We start from the raw sequence: 16161 nt of genomic DNA, 5'->3' as shown, positions 1-16161 counted from the left end.
CAACGCATCTTCGGGCAACGATCCCGTGCCAGAGGGTGCCTTTTCAATCTCTACGCTTGCGGACCTTTTCCGTGCCAGAGCCACTGTGATGACCAGCCACTGCGCCGGACGGACCATTCGGCGCCGACATTTAAGTAGTGGCACGGCCTTGACATGCCTGCCTGCAAGCTTCGCGGACTGCATTGCTTCCCTGGGGTCAGGTTACGTGCTTTGTTAAGCTTGTCCCGTTCACCACGCAGTTCGGCGCCATCGCGAATGACGATGTTAAGCACCGCGTTCGTCTCAATAGACAACCTCGCGTTTACGGGTGAGAGCAGTCTACGGCCGCCCGCTATTCCTTTGGCTTCACCTCTGGCAGTTCAAGGAGCTTTGGATTTCCAAGATTGATTCGATGTGTGTACGGTAGGTACCTGAACATCGGAACCTCGTCTCCTCGCGAGGCCAACAGCACGAGCTGCAAAGCGAAGTTCTCAACCGTGGGGTTCCAGAGGTCGTTGTGGCCGTCCATAACCGCTTCTGTCGTTCGGATGTTCAAGATCGGAAGCCGCTCGGGAACAAGGCCGGTCGCCACCGCCCCTCTGGCAATGAAGTGATCCCCGGCCACGACTGTGCAGTCGCCTTGAACATCACAGCGGCGCAACTCAAGTTCCTTCGCCTTGGAGACACCGTCCTTGAACTGGTCAAGTCGCTCGACGCATAGCGGCTTTCGGCGTGCCTGATGGAGGTCTTGCAAGCCGTTGGTACCATCCAAGAACATTGGTCGCGGAGCCGCCAATAGGGGGCTTGCGTCCCCATCTAGACACTCGACCGACGGCTTTTCAATGAGTTGGTGCGTGACGTAAGGGATGTGGTGCCCAACCGCATGCCTATTCTCGTCCGGCGATTGGGCGTCCGCATATCGGTCGAACAATGTACTCAGGCTTCGACCTACTGGAAAGGCAAGTCTCGTGGCCTTGTCCGCGTCGGTGGTCAGGATGATCAGGCGTGGCTTTGAGCTGACTGGGTACTCTTGCCGCCTGGCCAAATCAAGCTGTGGACGAATTCGCATCGCCTCAAAAGCCGGGTTGATGAGTAAGATCAGGTCGGCAAACGGCGGCGGCTTAGCGCCTGGTCCTCCGTCAGATCGAATTTGCTCCATCAAGGCGTTCGAGAGCGAGGAATAGACCACCGCGCCGCCGAAGCTGTGTCCTGTGATGATGAGCTTGGATTCCGCGTCTGCGGTCTCCGCCCGAATCTGAGACAGCCGAGAGAACAGTTCATAGACGCCACCGCTGAGGCCGATGGTGTGAGCAGCTTCCTTGCGCCCCCAAAACGTGAGCAAGTAGCTCGCAGGCGTGGTCAGGCCTTTGTTCGGTATCGACTCCCCACGCCATCCAACGTAGATGCCGAGCACTTTCTTGTGGGGCTCAGTCGCCCTGCCCTTGGCGTCGGCCGGTCTGAACAACTCTTTCGCCTTGGCAACGCGTTCGACTTGCAGCTTGAAGTTCGCAAGGTTGTCGTCGTCCTTGACCTTGCCGTCTCTATCCGCGTGCTTACTGGCGTTGTGGTGCCAACCGTGGACGAACACCATCACGATGCCACCGGTTTTCGCGGCCTCGGTAGCGGCCGCGACCGCGCCTTGCATCTGCGCACGGTTCATCAAATTGCCGTAGTCGTCGTACTCGACCACGCTCACGCAGGCCGGTGATGAGTTCGAACATTCCAGCTGCGGGGGCTCCTGGGATGTCGGTGGCGGCAGCCTCCCATTGACGTCCGGACGTGGTCCGAGCTCCGTTCGATATGGTATCGAGCTCACGCAGCTGGAGAGCGTCGCAGCAGCTAACGCCGCGATTGCGGCTAGTCCAATGAGCCTCCAGCGCATCCCTCACCTCCCGTAGCTTTCAGCCGATTTTTCTCCGAGGCAGCTAGCCGCCAACCTGCTGCACAAGCCTACTGACGAAGTCCGACAAATCAGTTAAGCACAGCTCCAGCAACCGCTCATCCTCAACGTTGATGGCGCCCAAGGAAGATTTTTAATGCTCGTGAGCCCAGCCCTGACGCTGAGCCTGAAGAAACCAAGCGTTTCTCTACCTCGCTCATCCCAAGGGCGTTTTGCGCGGGCCCTGTCGATCAGCCTGTTTCGGCACTACCGGCTTGGTCAACAAGACCTCCGTGCAGAGTTAAGCCGTACGCGCGTCATACGGCCCTCGGGTCTTCCGGCCAAAGCTCGCGATGCCGCAGAGTTGAGCAGCCTCATGATTTTCGGGCTTTCCGGCGTGATAGCTAAAGACACTTTTCGGAGTTGGTTCAGTCGGCGATGCGCGGCAGCTCAAGACATATTCTGAGTTTGGCTGGCGCAGAGCGGCCCTCCCTAGGCAGGTAGCTCAAGACTCTTTTGGGTGACTTCAAGCAGATGGGAGAGCGACCAGCCCGCATCAGGCATCGGGAAGGACACGAGCTCTCGCACCGCGTTGTGGTCCCGCAGCGCGAAGACCTGCGCCAGCACGGACTGGAACAGCAGCGACATGGCCGTGCGCGAGCGCGTGCGCGCCACGTGCAACGCCAGGCGCGAGCAGGCGTAGAGATGGAACACCAGCAGCACGGGCAGCCAGTAGGTGTCCAGCCATTCCCGCCCGCGCAGATCCAGCAGCGGATAGGTGAGCGCCGCGAACGCGCCCGCGCCGAACAGGGCCAGCATCCCGCCCCGGCCCAGGGGCTCGTCGACGAAGGCGAAGATGAACAGCGTCAGCACCACCACGACGCCACCGATGCAGGCGTACTGCGCCCAGAGCCACAGCGGCAGCATCGCGGCCGGGACGTAGGGCAGCAGCACCAGCGAGAACAGCACCGACCACAGCACCGTCGTCGCCCCCGCATGCAGGAACACGGCGCCCTCCCGCCGGTTCGCCAGCCAGGCGCCCAGCATGAACATGCCCGCCAGCAGGCAGAAGACGTTGGACGCATTGGCCAGCGAGGTTCCGAAGAACAGGGTCAGTTCGCCGATGTAGGAGATGGTGTCGAGGTCACCGATGTAGATCGGCGCGATGTGGATCTGCCGATCCCAGGTCGAGAGCTCGACGGTCAGCACGTTGCCGTCCGGCCGCACGAGGCTCCGCGCCAACGGCACCTGCAAGGGGCGGTACCACTTGTAGCGCGCGTCGGCGGTCGACTTCGGCAGGCCGGCGACCCAGACGCCGTTGAGGTAGACGTCCATGCCATCCAGGGCCTGGCTGATCAGCAGGCTGGTGCCGGGGATCCGCGACTCCTGCCGGAAGGGCGTGCCCGCCGGCGTCTCGCAGCACGGCGCCGGGCGGGCGAGATAGCGGTCCAGGTCGATCCGGAATCTCGCCCGCTTCAATCCGGCCGACTGGCTGACGTCGTGAAAGTATGGGAGGGCGAAGCTCCCCTGGTGGGCGAGGATCAGTCCCTCCAGCCGGGGCGTCTCCGGACCCGTATCGCGCGCAGCGGAAGTGGTCTCGACGATCTCCAGGTCCTGGGCCCCCTCGACGCGGTAGACCCGCGTCGCCAGACTGCTGGTCGCCACGACCAGCAGGGCCAGGATGAAGAAGGTCAGCCAGAAGAACACCGTCTTCAGCGAGCTCCGCCTCGGACTACTCATCGATGAGACCGTGCAGACGCGCGGCGTTGGCCGCCATGGCCCGCGACTTCACCCCGAGCTTGCGGTAGACGCTGCGCAGGTGCTGGTTGACGGTGTGATGCGAGATGCTCAGCCGACGTCCGATCTCGACGATGGGCAAGCCATCGACCAGATGCCGCAGGACCTCCCATTCCCGCTCGCCCAGCCCGAGGTCACGGAGCACCTTCTGCCGGTCGACATGCGGCCGCACGTTGTTCTCGAGCATCGTGATCCGCTCGACGACCAGCTGCGCGACCGCCGGGCTCAGCGGCGCCTGCCCGTTGTGCGCGCTGACGAGCTTGTCCACCATCGACGGCTGGATCTCCTCCTTGAGCAGGTAGCCGCTGGCCCCCGCCCGCAGGCTGCGCATCACATGCTTGCTGTCGCCGAAGGTGCTGACGACGACGCTGCGCGACTCCGGGCACTTGTCCTGGATCAGCCGTATCAGTTCGACACCGTCGACGTCCGGCAACCCCAGGTCGACGATGTACAGGTCCGCGCGGTTGGCGAGGATCGCCGCCACGGCCTCTCCGCGATTCTTGGCGATGCCCACCACCTCGCAAAAGCTACTGTTCGAAATCACGTCCACCAACCTCTTCATGACGGTGGGGTCGTCCTCGATGATCACGACGGCGATACTCATTCATTGGCTCCTTCTCACTCGTTATCCCATTGCCCAGAGGCGGGCACAGTTTCGCGAGCGAGCAGAAACGAGCAATCACCGAAGCAAGTAAACCCGAAAACGCCAGACTACTGAATTCAGTGGTGGTCCAGGATTCGCGGCGGCGGCTGGTCCCACTCCCTGTCGGCGGGCCGCGCGACCCGATGCCATCGGCCTTTGATCCAGCCTTCGGTGCTGGCGGCCAGGCAGGCGATCAGCAGCATCAGTCCACCAATCGCCAGCAGATAACCAATGACAGTAAGTTCAAATAAGGGATGCCCGGGGGGCGACGACTCGGTCCGCTCGGCCACCAGGCATCCCACGCCGGCGAGCGTCAAGCCGATTGAGATCGCATACATATTTCGCATGACACAAATCCATTCGCAAACTGTTGGCGGCAGTGTCACCGACTGCGATCAGTTTGCTAATCACTCATGAATGCATTTATCGACTTAAACATGTCAGCCTCTCGCGATTCGAATGACGAATTCATTGGTCGACTAACGAATTCGTGTCGTTCGCCGAGCTCGTCTCGAATATGCGAGGCCGCTCCGACCCATTCTCGGACCGCCATTGCCGATATCGAGGCCTGGGATCGAGATGCGCCGACTCAGTCGCTGAAAGCCGCCCGGCGGCGACCTGTCCGGCCGGCGTGCGCGTCAGGAAAAACAGGACGGGCGCCCGAAGGCGCCCGTCGCGAAGGGAAGATCCGACCTCGGGATCAGCGCAGGAAGCGGCCTCGCGGATCGATGATCGCGATGTCCGCGTAGTTCGTGCCCGTGTGGTCGGTGGGCGAGTACCCCACCTCCATGCCGCCCAGATCGAAGCGGGTCATGCTGTTGAGGACCTTCTGGATGGCGGCGCGGCTGGGATCCTTGCCGGCGCGCTTGAGCGCCTCGACCAGGACCTTGGCGGAGGCGAAGCCTTCCATCATGGCCGGCGTGACCTGGCCGTTGGATTCGGCGGGATTCGCCTTCACCAGGTCGCCGAGTTCGCGGACCATCGGCACGTTGGTCGAGCGCTCGCTCGGGAAGACCTGCGAGACGATGATGCCGGCGGCGTTCTGACCCAGCAGTTGCACGAAGCCGTTGGACGCGTTGTTCGACAGGGTGGCACCCAGGATGCGCGAACCGGCCGCGCGCAGCGCATTGATCGTGTCGGCGGTGATCTGCTGCGAGGCGACCATCAGCACGACCTGCGGGTCCGCGGCGATCAGTTGCTTGACGACGCCGGCGATGTCCGGCTTCTCGCGCTCATAGGTGAAGTGGGCCACCGGCTTCATCTTGCGGTCGTTGAAGCCCGCCATCGCACCGACGATGCCGTCCGCGCCGAAGGTGTCGTTCACCTGCACCAGCGCGATGCGCGTGTTGCCCATCTCCAGCAGCAGCTGGACGGCACGCTCAGCCTCGCGCTGGTAGGTCGAACGCACGTTGAAGACCAGGGGGTGGACCGGCTTGTGCAGCAGCATGGCGCCGGTGGACGGCGCGATCAGCGGCACCTGGCCCTTTTCCAGCAGCGGAAGCACGGCTTGCGTGTGCGGCGTGCCCCGCGTCAGGAACAGGGCGACGGCGCCCTTGTCGATCAGCGTCTGCGCGTTGGCGGCGGCGCGCTTGGGATCGAAGCCGTCGTCCAGCGACTGCAGGTCGATCTTCTGGCCGTTGACGCCGCCGGTGGCGTTGACCTTGTCGATGTAGAGCCTGGCGCCCAGCGTCAGTTCCTTGACGCTGGCCGCGACCTGGCCGGTGAAGCCGGCCGTCTGGCCGATCAGGATGTCCGCGCGGGCGGCGGCACTGAGGCCGAAGGCCACCAGGGCGGTGGCGATGGAGGCGGCGAACCGGCTCAGGGGCCGGTTCCGTGTAGGCTTGCTCATGGTGGTCTGTCCCGCCGGCTCGCGGTGGCGGCCGGCTTGTGTCTCCAGCACGCCGACGGTCAGTTCGCCGCCGGCCCCTCGGCGCCGCGACCCCCACGTTCAGGGGGGATCAGCGCCCCGCGCGCATCTTAGCCACGATGTCCGTGACCCGCCCCAGCAAAGCCTGCGTGTCGAAGGTCAGAACGTTGCGATTCGACAGCACCTGGCGGCCGCCCACCCAGACGTCCGTGACATGTTCACGCCCCGCCACATAAACGAGTTGCGCGTCGGCGTGATAGACCGGCTGGCATTCGATCGAGTCCAGTGCCACGGCGACCACGTCGGCCAGCTTGCCGGCCTCCAGCGTGCCCAGGTCGTTCGCGCGGCCCATGGCCTTGGCGGCGCGCACCGTGGCCATCTCCAGCGCGGTGCGCGCGGAGACGGTCAGCGGATCGCCGGTCACGCCCTTGGCGAGCAGCGCCGCGGCGCGGATCTCGCTGAACATGTCCTGGCGGTTGTTGGAAGCCGCGCCGTCGGTCCCGAGGATGGTGTTGACGCCGGCCGCCTCCAGGGCCTTCACCGGCGCCACGCCCGAGGCCAGCTTGAGGTTGGAGCTCGGGTTGTGGACCAGGTGCACGCCCTGCTTCGCGACGAGGTCGATCTCCTCGGGGCTCAGGTGGACCATGTGCACGGCGATCATCTTCGCGTTCAGCAGGCCGAGCTTGTTCAGGCGCGCCAGCGGGCGCTCGCCGTACTGCTTGATGCTGCCGTCGATCTCGTCCTGCGTCTCATGGATGTGGCAGTGCATCTGCAGGTCGTACTTCTCCGCCAGCTCGCGCAGCTGAATGAAGGTCTCGTCCGAGACCGTGTACGGCGCGTGCGGCGCGCTGGTCCAGTCCAGAAGCTTCTCGCCCTTGAACTGCTCGTAGGCGGCCAGGCCCTTCTCGATGTAGTCCTGCGCGTTGGCGGCGTAGCCGGTGGGGAAGTCGATCACGTTGATCGAGACGCCGGCGCGGATGCCGCTGTCCACCGCCGCGCGGGCCATCGTGGTCGGGAAGAAGTACATGTCGTTCAGGTAGGTCACGCCGCCACGCAGCGCCTCGGCCGCGGACAGCAGCGACCCCTGGTAGGTCCAGTCCTCGCTGACCCACTGGCGCTCCAGCGGCCAGATGTGGTTGTTGAGCCAGTCCATCAGCGCGAGGTCGTCCGCGACGCCGCGCAGCAGCGACATCGCCGAATGCGTGTGGGCGTTGATCAGGCCGGGGATCAGCACATGGTTCGGGAGCTCGACGCGCTCGGCGTCGGCGTAGCGCTTGAGCGCTTCCTCGCGCGGCAGGACGGCGGCGATGCGTTCGCCCTCGATGGCCAGCGCATGCTGCTCCAGCACCGGGCTGTCCGGCGTCATGGTGATCAGCCAGCGGGGCAACAGCAGCTTCACGGCTTGGGTCGTCATTCGGGTTCTCCTTGCTCACGCCGTTCGGCGCGACGTGCATTGTCTTGATTCTTGAGAGCGTCGTCGCGCGATCGCATCGCGTCGCGGCGACAACGCCGGCGTCAGAAGATCTCGTCGAACAGCGCCAGCACGCGCGCCGCGTCGACCTCGACGCAGACCTGCTGCGCCGGATGGCCGCTCCAGGGCGTGCCGCCGCCGTGCTCGCCGCGCCAGTCCTGGATGGTCTGGCCGGTGGCGATGCCCTCCAGCGCCACGCGCACCGGGCCGGCACGCAGGGTGAACGCGTCCGGCACCAGCAGGATCGCCGCCGCGCTGGCGTCGTGCGCGTAGATGCCGCCGATGCCGTCGCGCGCGTCGTAGAACTGCTGGTAGTGGCGCGTGGCCTGCCAGAGCAGGTCGCCGGCGCCCTCGCCCCGGCGGCGCAGCTTCGCCAGGTCGGCCTCGCGCATGATCGCTTCCTGCGTCACGTCCAGGCCGACGATGGTCACCGGCCAGGCCGCGGTGAAGACCTGGTCCGCGGCTTCGGGATCGGCCAGGATGTTGGCCTCGGCCACCGGCGTCACGTTGCCGCCGTGGCCCTTCAGGCCGAAGGCGCCGCCCATCACGACGACGCGCTTGACCTTGCCGGCGATCGCCGGATCGTGCGCCAGCGCGAGCGCCAGGTTCGTGAACGGACCGACGGCCACCAGCGTGATCTCGCCGGGCCGCTCATTGACCAGGTCGCAGATCAGCTCATGCGCGGGCCGCGGATCGAGCGGCCGCGTCGGCGCCGGCAGGCGGTCGGCGACACCGCCCAGTCCATCGTCGCCGTGCACGTGCGCGGCATCCTTGCGCCGGCGCTCGTCCCGCAGCGGGCCTTCGGCGCCGGCCGCGACGGGCACATCCTTGCGGTAGAGCGCGGTCAGCCCGCGCGCGTTGCGCGTGGTCGTGGCGACGGGGCCGTTGCCGAAGGCCGTCGTGACGGCCACCAGCTCGAAACGCGGATGGCAGGCCAGCAGCGCGAGCGCGAGCGCATCGTCGATGCCGGGGTCGGTGTCGAAGAGGACCGGGATGCGGCCGGAAGCGGGGATCTTGCTGTCCATGGGGTACTGCGCTCCAGGGTCAGGAGTTGCCGTCGGCGGAGTGTGCCCCGTTCGCCGTCAACGTGGCGAGCTCGGGCAATTCCGGCAGCTCGGAGCGGTGCGGCATCGCCTGCTGCACGCCGGTGCGGCTGACCGCGAGCGCCGCGGCCAACTGCCCCAGCGCGGCCGCGCGGGCCGGCACCAGGCCCTCGGCCAGACCGACCGCGAGGCCGCCCACCAGCGTGTCGCCGGCGCCGACCGTGTCCACCGCATCGACGCGGGAGGCGCGCAGATGCAGCCCGTCCGGATGCTCGTCGCTGAGCAGCCACGCGCCGGCGCCGCCCAGCGTCACGAGCACGTGCCGCGGTCCCAGCGTCCGCAGATGCGCGGCGGTCGCACGCGCGATGGCGATGCCGTCGGCATCGCCGGGCAGCGCCACGGCGCGGGCCAGCTGCAGCGCCTCGGTCTCGTTGACGATCAGCCAGTCGCTCAGGCCCAGCAGCGCGGCCGGCAGGTCCTGCGCGGGCGCGGCGTTCAGCACCGTGATCACGCCGGCCTCGCGGGCGATCTCGAAGGCGCGCTGGATCGCCGGCACCGGCACCTCCAGCTGCGCCACGACGACCTTGGCCTGCCGCAGCAGCGCCCCGCCCTGCTCCACGTCGGTCGCATCGAGGTCCGCATTGCTGCCGGGCACGACGACGATCGCGTTCTCGCCGCCCTCGCTCGCGACCATGATCACCGCCACGCCGGGCCACGCGGCCTCGTCGCGGCGGATCGCCTGGACATGCACCCGCTCCGCTTCCAGCGCCTTCAGCAGATCCTGGCCGTGCTGGCGCATGCCGACGCGGCCGATCAGCGCGACCTCGGCGCCCAGCCGCGACGCGGCCACCGCCTGGTTGCCGCCCTTGCCGCCGGGCGTGCCGGCGAAGGCCTCGCCGATCAGGGTCTCGCCCGGCGCGGGCAGGCGCACGGCGTGGGCCACGAGGTCCATGTTGACGCTGCCCACCACCACCACGGTGGCCGCAGCCTTTGCTGAAGTCATGAAAGCTCCGGAGACGACGGCGCCGCGGTGCTCTCGCGCAGCACGACCTGCGGCACGAGTTGCAGGTCCTTGAAGGGCGCCTGGGGATTCTCGATGCGCTCGATCAGCGCGCGGCCGGCCTCCCGGCCGAGCTCGCGGATCGAGCAGCCCACGCTGGTCAGCGCGGGATAGACATAGCTGCCGAGCTCGATCGCATCGAAGCCCACGACCGACAGCTGACGCGGCACGTTCAGTCCGAGTTCGGCGGCGGCGCGCAGCGCGCCCATGCCCATCAGGTCGTTGCAGGTGAAGACGGCGGTGAGCTCGGGCTGGCGCGTCAGCAGCGCCTTCACGGCCTCGTAGCCACCCGCGGTGCTGAAATCGCTCTCGGCGAGCCACTCGGCCCGCGCCTCCAGGCCGCGCTGCTGCAGCGCGTTGCGCCAGCCGGCGACGCGTTCAGTCGTCACTTCGAATTCGGCGGGGCCGCTCACGCATCCGATTCGGCGATGACCCAGCTCCAGCAGATGGCGGACGACCTCGAAGGCGCCCAACTGGTTGTTCACGCTGACGCGGTCCGCGCGCGCGCCGGGCACCAGGCGGTCCACAGTCACCACGGGCACGCTCGCATGACGGAAGGTGCTGGCCAGCGTCTCGGCATCGCCGGCGGAGCTCAGCAGCAGGCCGTCGATGCGTTTCTCCAGCAGCGTGCGCAGGTAGGCCTGCTGGTGCTTGGGGTCGTTGTCCGAGTTGCAGAGGAAGACCGAGTAGCCCGCCTGCCGGCACCACTCCTCGGCACCGACGACCAGCTCCGCGAAGAACGGGTTGCGCACGTTGGGCACCAGCACGCCGACGATCTTGGTCTCGCTGCGCCGCAGCGAGCGGGCCACCGCGCTGGGCAGGTAACCGATCTCGTCAACCGCCGCCAGCACGCGCGCGCGGGCTTCGGCGCTCACCGGTCGCGTGTTGTTCAGCACATGCGACACCGTGGTGAAGGACACCCCCGCCAGCGCGGCCACATCCTTGATGGTGCTCATCGGTCGATCCGGTCCTCTGCTCGTGCCAAACTGGCTGGTTCAGTCAATTGCAAACGTTTGCAAAGCATACCCCATGAGGAATGCGCTCCCGGTCGGGGGGAACACCGTGCATCAAATATTCCAGCGCGGTGTTGCCTGGCCTTCCTGCTCCGGATTGCCAAGCGCGGGCTCTCCACGCAGCAGGGGGCGCCCCTCCGGGGACCCCCAGCAGCATACCGGCCCCACCCTCGTCCGTTGACATCGGGTCAGGTCTTGCGGCGTGCGGAACGATCAGCGCTGACATCGGGTCAGGCCTTGCGTGCGACGTGCGGGAGCGGATGAAAAAAGCCCCTGGCGCGGGCGCAGGGGCTTGGTGGGGTGAGCCGGTGTTCCGGCTCGGCGTCTGCTGATCAGCGTTGAGCGATCGGCGTGACGTCGCGCTTGGTGGCGCCGACGAACAGCTGACGCGGACGGCCGATCTTGTACTCGGGGTCGCCGATCATCTCGTTCAGCTGGGCAATCCAGCCGACCGTGCGGGCCAGCGCGAAGATCGCGGTGAACAGCGGCACCGGGATGCCGATGGCGCGCTGCACGATGCCGGAGTAGAAGTCGACGTTCGGGTACAGCTTGCGGGCGACGAAGTATTCGTCTTCCAGCGCGATCTTCTCCAGCTCCATCGCCAGCTTGAACAGCGGGTCGTCGTGCAGGCCCAGTTCGTTCAGGACTTCGTGGCAGGTCTCGCGCATCAGCTTGGCGCGCGGGTCGTAGTTCTTGTAGACCCGGTGGCCGAAGCCCATCAGCTTGACGTTGCTGTTCTTGTCCTTGACCTGCTTGATGAACTCGCCGATCTTGGCCACGCCACCCATCTGCTGGATGTCGTTGAGCATGTTCAGGCAGGCCTCGTTGGCACCGCCGTGCGCGGGGCCCCACAGGCAGGCCACGCCCGCGGCGATCGCCGCGAACGGGTTGGTGCCCGACGAGCCGCACAGGCGCACCGTCGAGGTCGACGCGTTCTGCTCGTGGTCCGCATGCAGCGTGAAGATGCGGTCCATCGCGCGGACCAGCACGTCGTTGGGCTTGTACTCCTCGCACGGCGTGGCGAACATCATGCGCATGAAGTTGCCGGCGTACGAGAGGTCGTTCTTCGGATAGATGTACGGCTGGCCGATCGTGTACTTGTAGGCCATCGCCACCAGCGTCGGCATTTTCGCGATCAGGCGGATCGCGGCGATCTCGCGGTGCTCGGGGTTATTGATGTCGGTGCTGTCGTGATAGAAGGCCGACAGCGCGCCCACCAGGCCGGTCATGACCGCCATCGGATGCGCGTCGCGACGGAAGCCGCGCAGGAAGAACTGCATCTGCTCGTTGACCATCGTGTGGTTGGTCACGCGGTTGACGAACTCTTCCTTCTGCGACGGGCTGGGCAGCTCACCGTACAGCAGCAGGTAGCAGGTCTCGAGGTAGTCGCAGTTGGTCGCCAGCTGCTCGATCGGGTAGCCGCGGTACAGCAACTCGCCCTTGTCGCCGTCGATGTAGGTGATCGTGGAGTTGCACGACGCCGTCGACAGGAAGCCCGGGTCGTAGGTGAACTTGCCGGTCTGCGCGTAAAGCTTGCGGATGTCGATCACATCCGGACCGATGGTGCCCTTGTACAGGGGCAGATCCATTTGCGGGCTGCCATCGGAGAACGACAGGGTGGCTTTGACGTCAGACGGGGTCATGGGCATTCCTTATGACTTCGGGGGTTCTGGTTACTGAGGAGTCCGCAGCATCGCGAGCACGGCATGAACGTCGGGCCGGTCCAGCTCGTCGGCCGGTTCCTTGCGGGCCAGCATCAGATCGAGCAGGTCGTTGTCCGACAGGTCCATCAGCTGACGCAGGCCTTCCGCGTGGAATTCGGTCAACGCGCCTTCGTGCCGCCGGAAGAACCGCTCGATGAAAAGATCATTCTCCAACAGCCCGCGGCGGCAGCGCCACTTGAGCTTGGAGAGATCCCTCTCATCGATGAGGGTGTTGGCGTCGGCGGCGTTCATGCGTGTGCGTAGGTTCGCGCGAGCAGGCTCAGACGGTGCGGCGCACCATCAGTTCCTTGATCTTGCCGATCGCCTTCGTCGGGTTGAGACCCTTCGGGCAGACGTCGACGCAGTTCATGATGGTGTGGCAGCGGAACAGGCGGTACGGGTCCTCGAGGTTGTCGAGGCGCTCCGCGGTGGCCTGGTCGCGGCTGTCGGCGATGAAGCGGTAGGCCTGCAGCAGACCGGCGGGACCGACGAACTTGTCGGGGTTCCACCAGAAGCTGGGGCAGCTCGTCGAGCAGCTCGCGCACAGGATGCACTCGTACAGGCCGTTGAGCTCGTCGCGCTCCTCGGGGGACTGCAGGCGCTCCTTCTCGGGCGGCGCTTCCTCGTTCACCAGGAACGGACGGATCGAGTTGTACTGCTTGAAGAACTGCGTCATGTCCACGATCAGGTCGCGGACGACGGGCAGGCCCGGCAGCGGCTTGAGGACGATGACGTCCGGCAGCGAGCGCAGGTTGGTCAGGCAGGCCAGACCGTTCTTGCCGTTGATGTTCATCGCGTCGGAACCGCAGACGCCTTCGCGGCACGAGCGGCGGAACGACAGCGAGGGATCCACCGCCTTGAGCTTGAGCAGGGCGTCCAGCAGCATGCGTTCGTTGCCGGCGAGCTCCAGCTCGATGGTCTGCATGTACGGCTTGGCGTCCTTGTCCGGGTCGTAGCGGTAGATCTTGAAGGTGCGCTTGATCATGTGTGTGTGCTCCTGCGGCCGGTCAGAAGGTACGGACCTTCGGGGGGACGCTATCGACGGTCAGCGGTTGCAGATTCACCGGCTTGTAGGTCAGGCTGTTGGACTTGGAGTGCCACAGCGTGTGCTTCATCCACTCCTTGTCGTTGCGGCCCAGCGGGAATTCCGCATCGTCCGCGCCGCGCTCGAAGTCGTTCACCGTGTGGGCGCCGCGGCATTCCTTGCGCGCGGCGGCGGACACGATCGTGGCCTGCGCGGCCTCGATCAGGTTGTCCACTTCCAGGGCCTCGACACGCGCGGTGTTGAAGACCTTGGACTTGTCCTGCAGCGTGATGTTCTTGACCCGCTCGCGGATCGCGGCGATGGCGGTGACGCCCTCGTCGAGCAGCTTGCTGGTGCGGAACACGCCGGCATGCGACTGCATCGCGGCGCGCATGTCGTCGGCGACGCCCTGCGCGTATTCGCCGCCGGTGTTGGACTCCAGGCGGTTCAGGCGCGCCAGCGTCTGGTCGGCGGCGTCCTTGGGCAGCGGCTTGTGCGACTTGCCCGAGTTCTTGACGGCGTCGACGATGTGATTGCCCGCGGCACGACCGAAGACCAGCAGGTCCAGCAGCGAGTTGGTGCCCAGGCGGTTGGCGCCGTGCACCGACACGCAGGAGCATTCGCCCACCGCGTACAGGCCGTTGACGATGTCCTTGTAGTTGTCGCCCTTGGGGGCGACGACCTGGCCGTGGACGTTGGTGGGGATGCCGCCCATCTGGTAATGGATGGTCGGCACGACGGGGATCGGTTCCTTCGTGATGTCGACGTTGGCGAAGTTGTGGCCGATCTCCAGCACCGACGGCAGGCGCTTGGCGATGGTGTCGCCGCCCAGGTGGGTCATGTCCAGCACGACGTAGTCCTTGTTGGGACCGCAGCCGCGACCTTCCTTGATCTCCTGGTCCATGCAGCGCGAGACGAAGTCGCGCGGTGCCAGGTCTTTCAGCGTCGGGGCGTAGCGCTCCATGAAGCGCTCGCCGTTGGCGTTGCGCAGGATCGCGCCTTCGCCGCGGCAGCCTTCGGTCAGCAGCACGCCCGCGCCGGCCACGCCGGTCGGGTGGAACTGCCAGAACTCCATGTCCTGCAGCGGGATGTCGGCGCGCGCCGCCATGCCCAGGCCGTCGCCGGTATTGATGAAGGCGTTGGTCGACGCGGCGAAGATGCGGCCGGCACCGCCGGTGGCCAGCAGCACGGTCTTCGCTTCGAGGATGTGGATCTCGCCCGTCTCCATCTCCAGCGCGGTCACGCCGACGCAGTCGCCGTCGGCGTCGCGGATCAGGTCCAGCGCCATCCACTCGACGAAGAAGTTGGTGCGGGCCTTGACGTTCTGCTGGTACAGCGTGTGCAGCAGCGCGTGGCCGGTGCGGTCGGCCGCGGCGCAGGCGCGCTGGACCGGCTTCTCGCCGTAGTTGGCGGTGTGGCCGCCGAACGGGCGCTGATAGATCGTGCCGTCCGGGTTGCGGTCGAACGGCATGCCGAAGTGTTCGAGCTCGTAGACGACCTTGGGCGCTTCACGGCACATGAACTCGATGGCGTCCTGGTCACCCAGCCAGTCCGAGCCCTTCACGGTGTCGTAGAAGTGGTAATGCCAGTTGTCCTCGGACATGTTCCCCAGGCTGGCGCCGATGCCGCCCTGGGCGGCCACGGTGTGCGAGCGGGTGGGAAAAACCTTGGACAGGACGGCCACGTTCAGGCCGGCCAGCGACAGTTGCAGCGACGCGCGCATGCCGGAGCCGCCGGCACCGACGATCACCACATCGAATTTGCGCTTGGGCAGCGAGGTTCCGATTTGCATTTCTTACAGCCTCCAGAGCACTTGGATCGCCCAACCCGCGCAACCCGTCAACCACACCAGCGTGAACGTGTGCAGGAACAGCCGCACGCCCACCGGTTTCACGTAATCCATCCAGATGTCGCGCACGCCGACCCAGGCGTGATACGCCAGGGACACGATCAGCGCGAAGGTCAGGAACTTCATCCATTGCTTGCTGAAGATGCCGGCCCACAGGTCGTAACCGATGGCCTGGCTGGTGAACAGCACTTGCGCCAGCAGCACGATGGTGAACAGCGCCATGAGCAGCGCGGTGGCGCGCTGGACCATCCAGTCGCGCAGGCCGTAATGCGCACCGGTGACGATGCGCTTGCTTCCGTAGGTTGTCATTGTTGATTTGCCTCTTGGGTCAATCGTCGGAATTCAGTCCGACCGCACGGCCCGCGCCGCGCGGTCGCGGCGTGATCAGTACAGGCCGAACAGCTTGGCGCCGAGCGCCAGCGTCAGCACGACGCTGAGCACCAGCGTCACGACGGCGCTGACGTGGCCCTGCTGCTTGCTCACGCTGTGCGTCGCGTCCATCCACAGGTGGCGGACACCGGCGATGAAGTGGTGCAGGTAGCCCCAGATCAGGCCCAGCGTCACGAGCTTGATGAACCAGCCCGGCAGGAAGCCGATGCCGGACACGAAGGCCGCGGTGAAGGTCTCGTACGAGATCTCCGACGTGAGGCTGGTGTCGAACATCCAGATCACGAACGGGAGCAGGAAGAACATCAGCAGGCCGCTGATGCGATGCAGGATCGAGACGATGCCGGCCGGCGGCAAGCGGTACGCCACTATCTGCGTGACATGGATGTTGGTGTAGACCGGTCGATTCTTCTTGGTGGCTTGGGTGGCGTCCGTCATGTCCGACC

Annotated in this window: 15 protein-coding genes; all 15 read right to left on the bottom strand. The window is 65.9% G+C overall.

Annotation, left to right across the window (positions count from 1 at the left end; genetic code table 11):
- Nucleotides 1–331: 331 nt before the first annotated feature.
- The gene (locus ACQ4L4_RS04035; RefSeq protein ID WP_431102905.1) at nucleotides 332–1675 is read right to left on the bottom strand and encodes a hypothetical protein; all 1344 of its coding nucleotides are present in this window, start codon (nucleotides 1673–1675) and stop codon (nucleotides 332–334) included.
- Nucleotides 1676–2350: 675 nt separating this feature from the next.
- Entirely contained in the window at nucleotides 2351–3598 is a 1248-nt protein-coding gene (locus ACQ4L4_RS04030) for a hypothetical protein (RefSeq protein ID WP_431102904.1), read from the bottom strand.
- A complete protein-coding gene (locus ACQ4L4_RS04025; RefSeq protein ID WP_067273685.1) occupies nucleotides 3591–4259 on the bottom strand; it encodes a response regulator in 669 nt (222 codons plus the stop codon). Before ACQ4L4_RS04025 ends, ACQ4L4_RS04030 begins: the two co-directional genes overlap by 8 nt.
- A 116-nt stretch (nucleotides 4260–4375) precedes the next feature.
- Entirely contained in the window at nucleotides 4376–4645 is a 270-nt protein-coding gene (locus ACQ4L4_RS04020; RefSeq protein WP_431102902.1) for a hypothetical protein, read from the bottom strand.
- Nucleotides 4646–4998: 353 nt separating this feature from the next.
- The gene (locus tag ACQ4L4_RS04015) at nucleotides 4999–6147 is read right to left on the bottom strand and encodes an ABC transporter substrate-binding protein (protein WP_377155543.1); all 1149 of its coding nucleotides are present in this window, start codon (nucleotides 6145–6147) and stop codon (nucleotides 4999–5001) included.
- A 109-nt stretch (nucleotides 6148–6256) separates the two neighbouring features.
- The gene (locus ACQ4L4_RS04010; RefSeq protein ID WP_431102901.1) at nucleotides 6257–7579 is read right to left on the bottom strand and encodes a TRZ/ATZ family hydrolase; all 1323 of its coding nucleotides are present in this window, start codon (nucleotides 7577–7579) and stop codon (nucleotides 6257–6259) included.
- 101 nt (nucleotides 7580–7680) lie between these two features.
- Complete coding sequence (locus ACQ4L4_RS04005; RefSeq protein ID WP_431102900.1) at nucleotides 7681–8661, bottom strand: nucleoside hydrolase; 981 nt, start codon at nucleotides 8659–8661, stop codon at nucleotides 7681–7683.
- A gap of 19 nt (nucleotides 8662–8680) precedes the next feature.
- Nucleotides 8681–9682, bottom strand: a complete 1002-nt coding sequence (locus ACQ4L4_RS04000; protein WP_431102898.1) for a ribokinase — start codon at nucleotides 9680–9682, stop codon at nucleotides 8681–8683.
- Entirely contained in the window at nucleotides 9679–10695 is a 1017-nt protein-coding gene (locus ACQ4L4_RS03995) for a LacI family DNA-binding transcriptional regulator (RefSeq protein ID WP_377155547.1), read from the bottom strand. The genes ACQ4L4_RS04000 and ACQ4L4_RS03995 overlap by 4 nt, the downstream gene beginning before the upstream one ends.
- 389 nt (nucleotides 10696–11084) lie before the next feature.
- Nucleotides 11085–12395 carry a citrate synthase gene (gltA, locus tag ACQ4L4_RS03990; RefSeq protein ID WP_421037247.1) on the bottom strand — a complete coding sequence of 437 codons (1311 nt, stop codon included), beginning with the start codon at nucleotides 12393–12395 and terminating at the stop codon, nucleotides 11085–11087.
- A gap of 30 nt (nucleotides 12396–12425) precedes the next feature.
- A complete protein-coding gene (locus ACQ4L4_RS03985; RefSeq protein WP_431102897.1) occupies nucleotides 12426–12707 on the bottom strand; it encodes a succinate dehydrogenase assembly factor 2 in 282 nt (93 codons plus the stop codon).
- A gap of 28 nt (nucleotides 12708–12735) precedes the next feature.
- Nucleotides 12736–13440 (bottom strand): succinate dehydrogenase iron-sulfur subunit, encoded by a 705-nt coding sequence (locus ACQ4L4_RS03980; RefSeq protein WP_431102896.1) that lies wholly within the window; start codon nucleotides 13438–13440, stop codon nucleotides 12736–12738.
- 22 nt (nucleotides 13441–13462) lie between these two features.
- Nucleotides 13463–15271, bottom strand: coding sequence for a succinate dehydrogenase flavoprotein subunit (gene sdhA / locus ACQ4L4_RS03975; protein WP_431102894.1), 1809 nt, complete (start codon nucleotides 15269–15271; stop codon nucleotides 13463–13465).
- Between the two features lie 3 nt (nucleotides 15272–15274).
- Nucleotides 15275–15637 (bottom strand): succinate dehydrogenase, hydrophobic membrane anchor protein, encoded by a 363-nt coding sequence (gene sdhD / locus ACQ4L4_RS03970; RefSeq protein ID WP_088408869.1) that lies wholly within the window; start codon nucleotides 15635–15637, stop codon nucleotides 15275–15277.
- Between the two features lie 75 nt (nucleotides 15638–15712).
- Nucleotides 15713–16153, bottom strand: coding sequence for a succinate dehydrogenase, cytochrome b556 subunit (gene sdhC / locus ACQ4L4_RS03965; RefSeq protein WP_431102893.1), 441 nt, complete (start codon nucleotides 16151–16153; stop codon nucleotides 15713–15715).
- Nucleotides 16154–16161: the final 8 nt, after the last annotated feature.

The organism is Roseateles noduli (genome assembly GCF_050626985.1).
Taxonomy (GTDB): domain Bacteria; phylum Pseudomonadota; class Gammaproteobacteria; order Burkholderiales; family Burkholderiaceae_C; genus Roseateles; species Roseateles noduli_A.
This window is presented reverse-complemented; position numbering and strand designations above follow the sequence as displayed.

Coding starts and splice junctions, on each gene's coding strand:
- ACQ4L4_RS04030 (WP_431102904.1), bottom strand. CDS start 3,598: ATGAGTAGTCCGAGGCGGAGCTCGCTGAAGACGGTGTTCTTCTGGCTG.
- ACQ4L4_RS04025 (WP_067273685.1), bottom strand. CDS start 4,259: ATGAGTATCGCCGTCGTGATCATCGAGGACGACCCCACCGTCATGAAG.
- ACQ4L4_RS04020 (WP_431102902.1), bottom strand. CDS start 4,645: ATGCGAAATATGTATGCGATCTCAATCGGCTTGACGCTCGCCGGCGTG.
- ACQ4L4_RS04015 (WP_377155543.1), bottom strand. CDS start 6,147: ATGAGCAAGCCTACACGGAACCGGCCCCTGAGCCGGTTCGCCGCCTCC.
- ACQ4L4_RS04010 (WP_431102901.1), bottom strand. CDS start 7,579: ATGACGACCCAAGCCGTGAAGCTGCTGTTGCCCCGCTGGCTGATCACC.
- ACQ4L4_RS04005 (WP_431102900.1), bottom strand. CDS start 8,661: ATGGACAGCAAGATCCCCGCTTCCGGCCGCATCCCGGTCCTCTTCGAC.
- ACQ4L4_RS04000 (WP_431102898.1), bottom strand. CDS start 9,682: ATGACTTCAGCAAAGGCTGCGGCCACCGTGGTGGTGGTGGGCAGCGTC.
- ACQ4L4_RS03995 (WP_377155547.1), bottom strand. CDS start 10,695: ATGAGCACCATCAAGGATGTGGCCGCGCTGGCGGGGGTGTCCTTCACC.
- gltA (WP_421037247.1), bottom strand. CDS start 12,395: ATGACCCCGTCTGACGTCAAAGCCACCCTGTCGTTCTCCGATGGCAGC.
- ACQ4L4_RS03985 (WP_431102897.1), bottom strand. CDS start 12,707: ATGAACGCCGCCGACGCCAACACCCTCATCGATGAGAGGGATCTCTCC.
- ACQ4L4_RS03980 (WP_431102896.1), bottom strand. CDS start 13,440: ATGATCAAGCGCACCTTCAAGATCTACCGCTACGACCCGGACAAGGAC.
- sdhA (WP_431102894.1), bottom strand. CDS start 15,271: ATGCAAATCGGAACCTCGCTGCCCAAGCGCAAATTCGATGTGGTGATC.
- sdhD (WP_088408869.1), bottom strand. CDS start 15,637: ATGACAACCTACGGAAGCAAGCGCATCGTCACCGGTGCGCATTACGGC.
- sdhC (WP_431102893.1), bottom strand. CDS start 16,153: ATGACGGACGCCACCCAAGCCACCAAGAAGAATCGACCGGTCTACACC.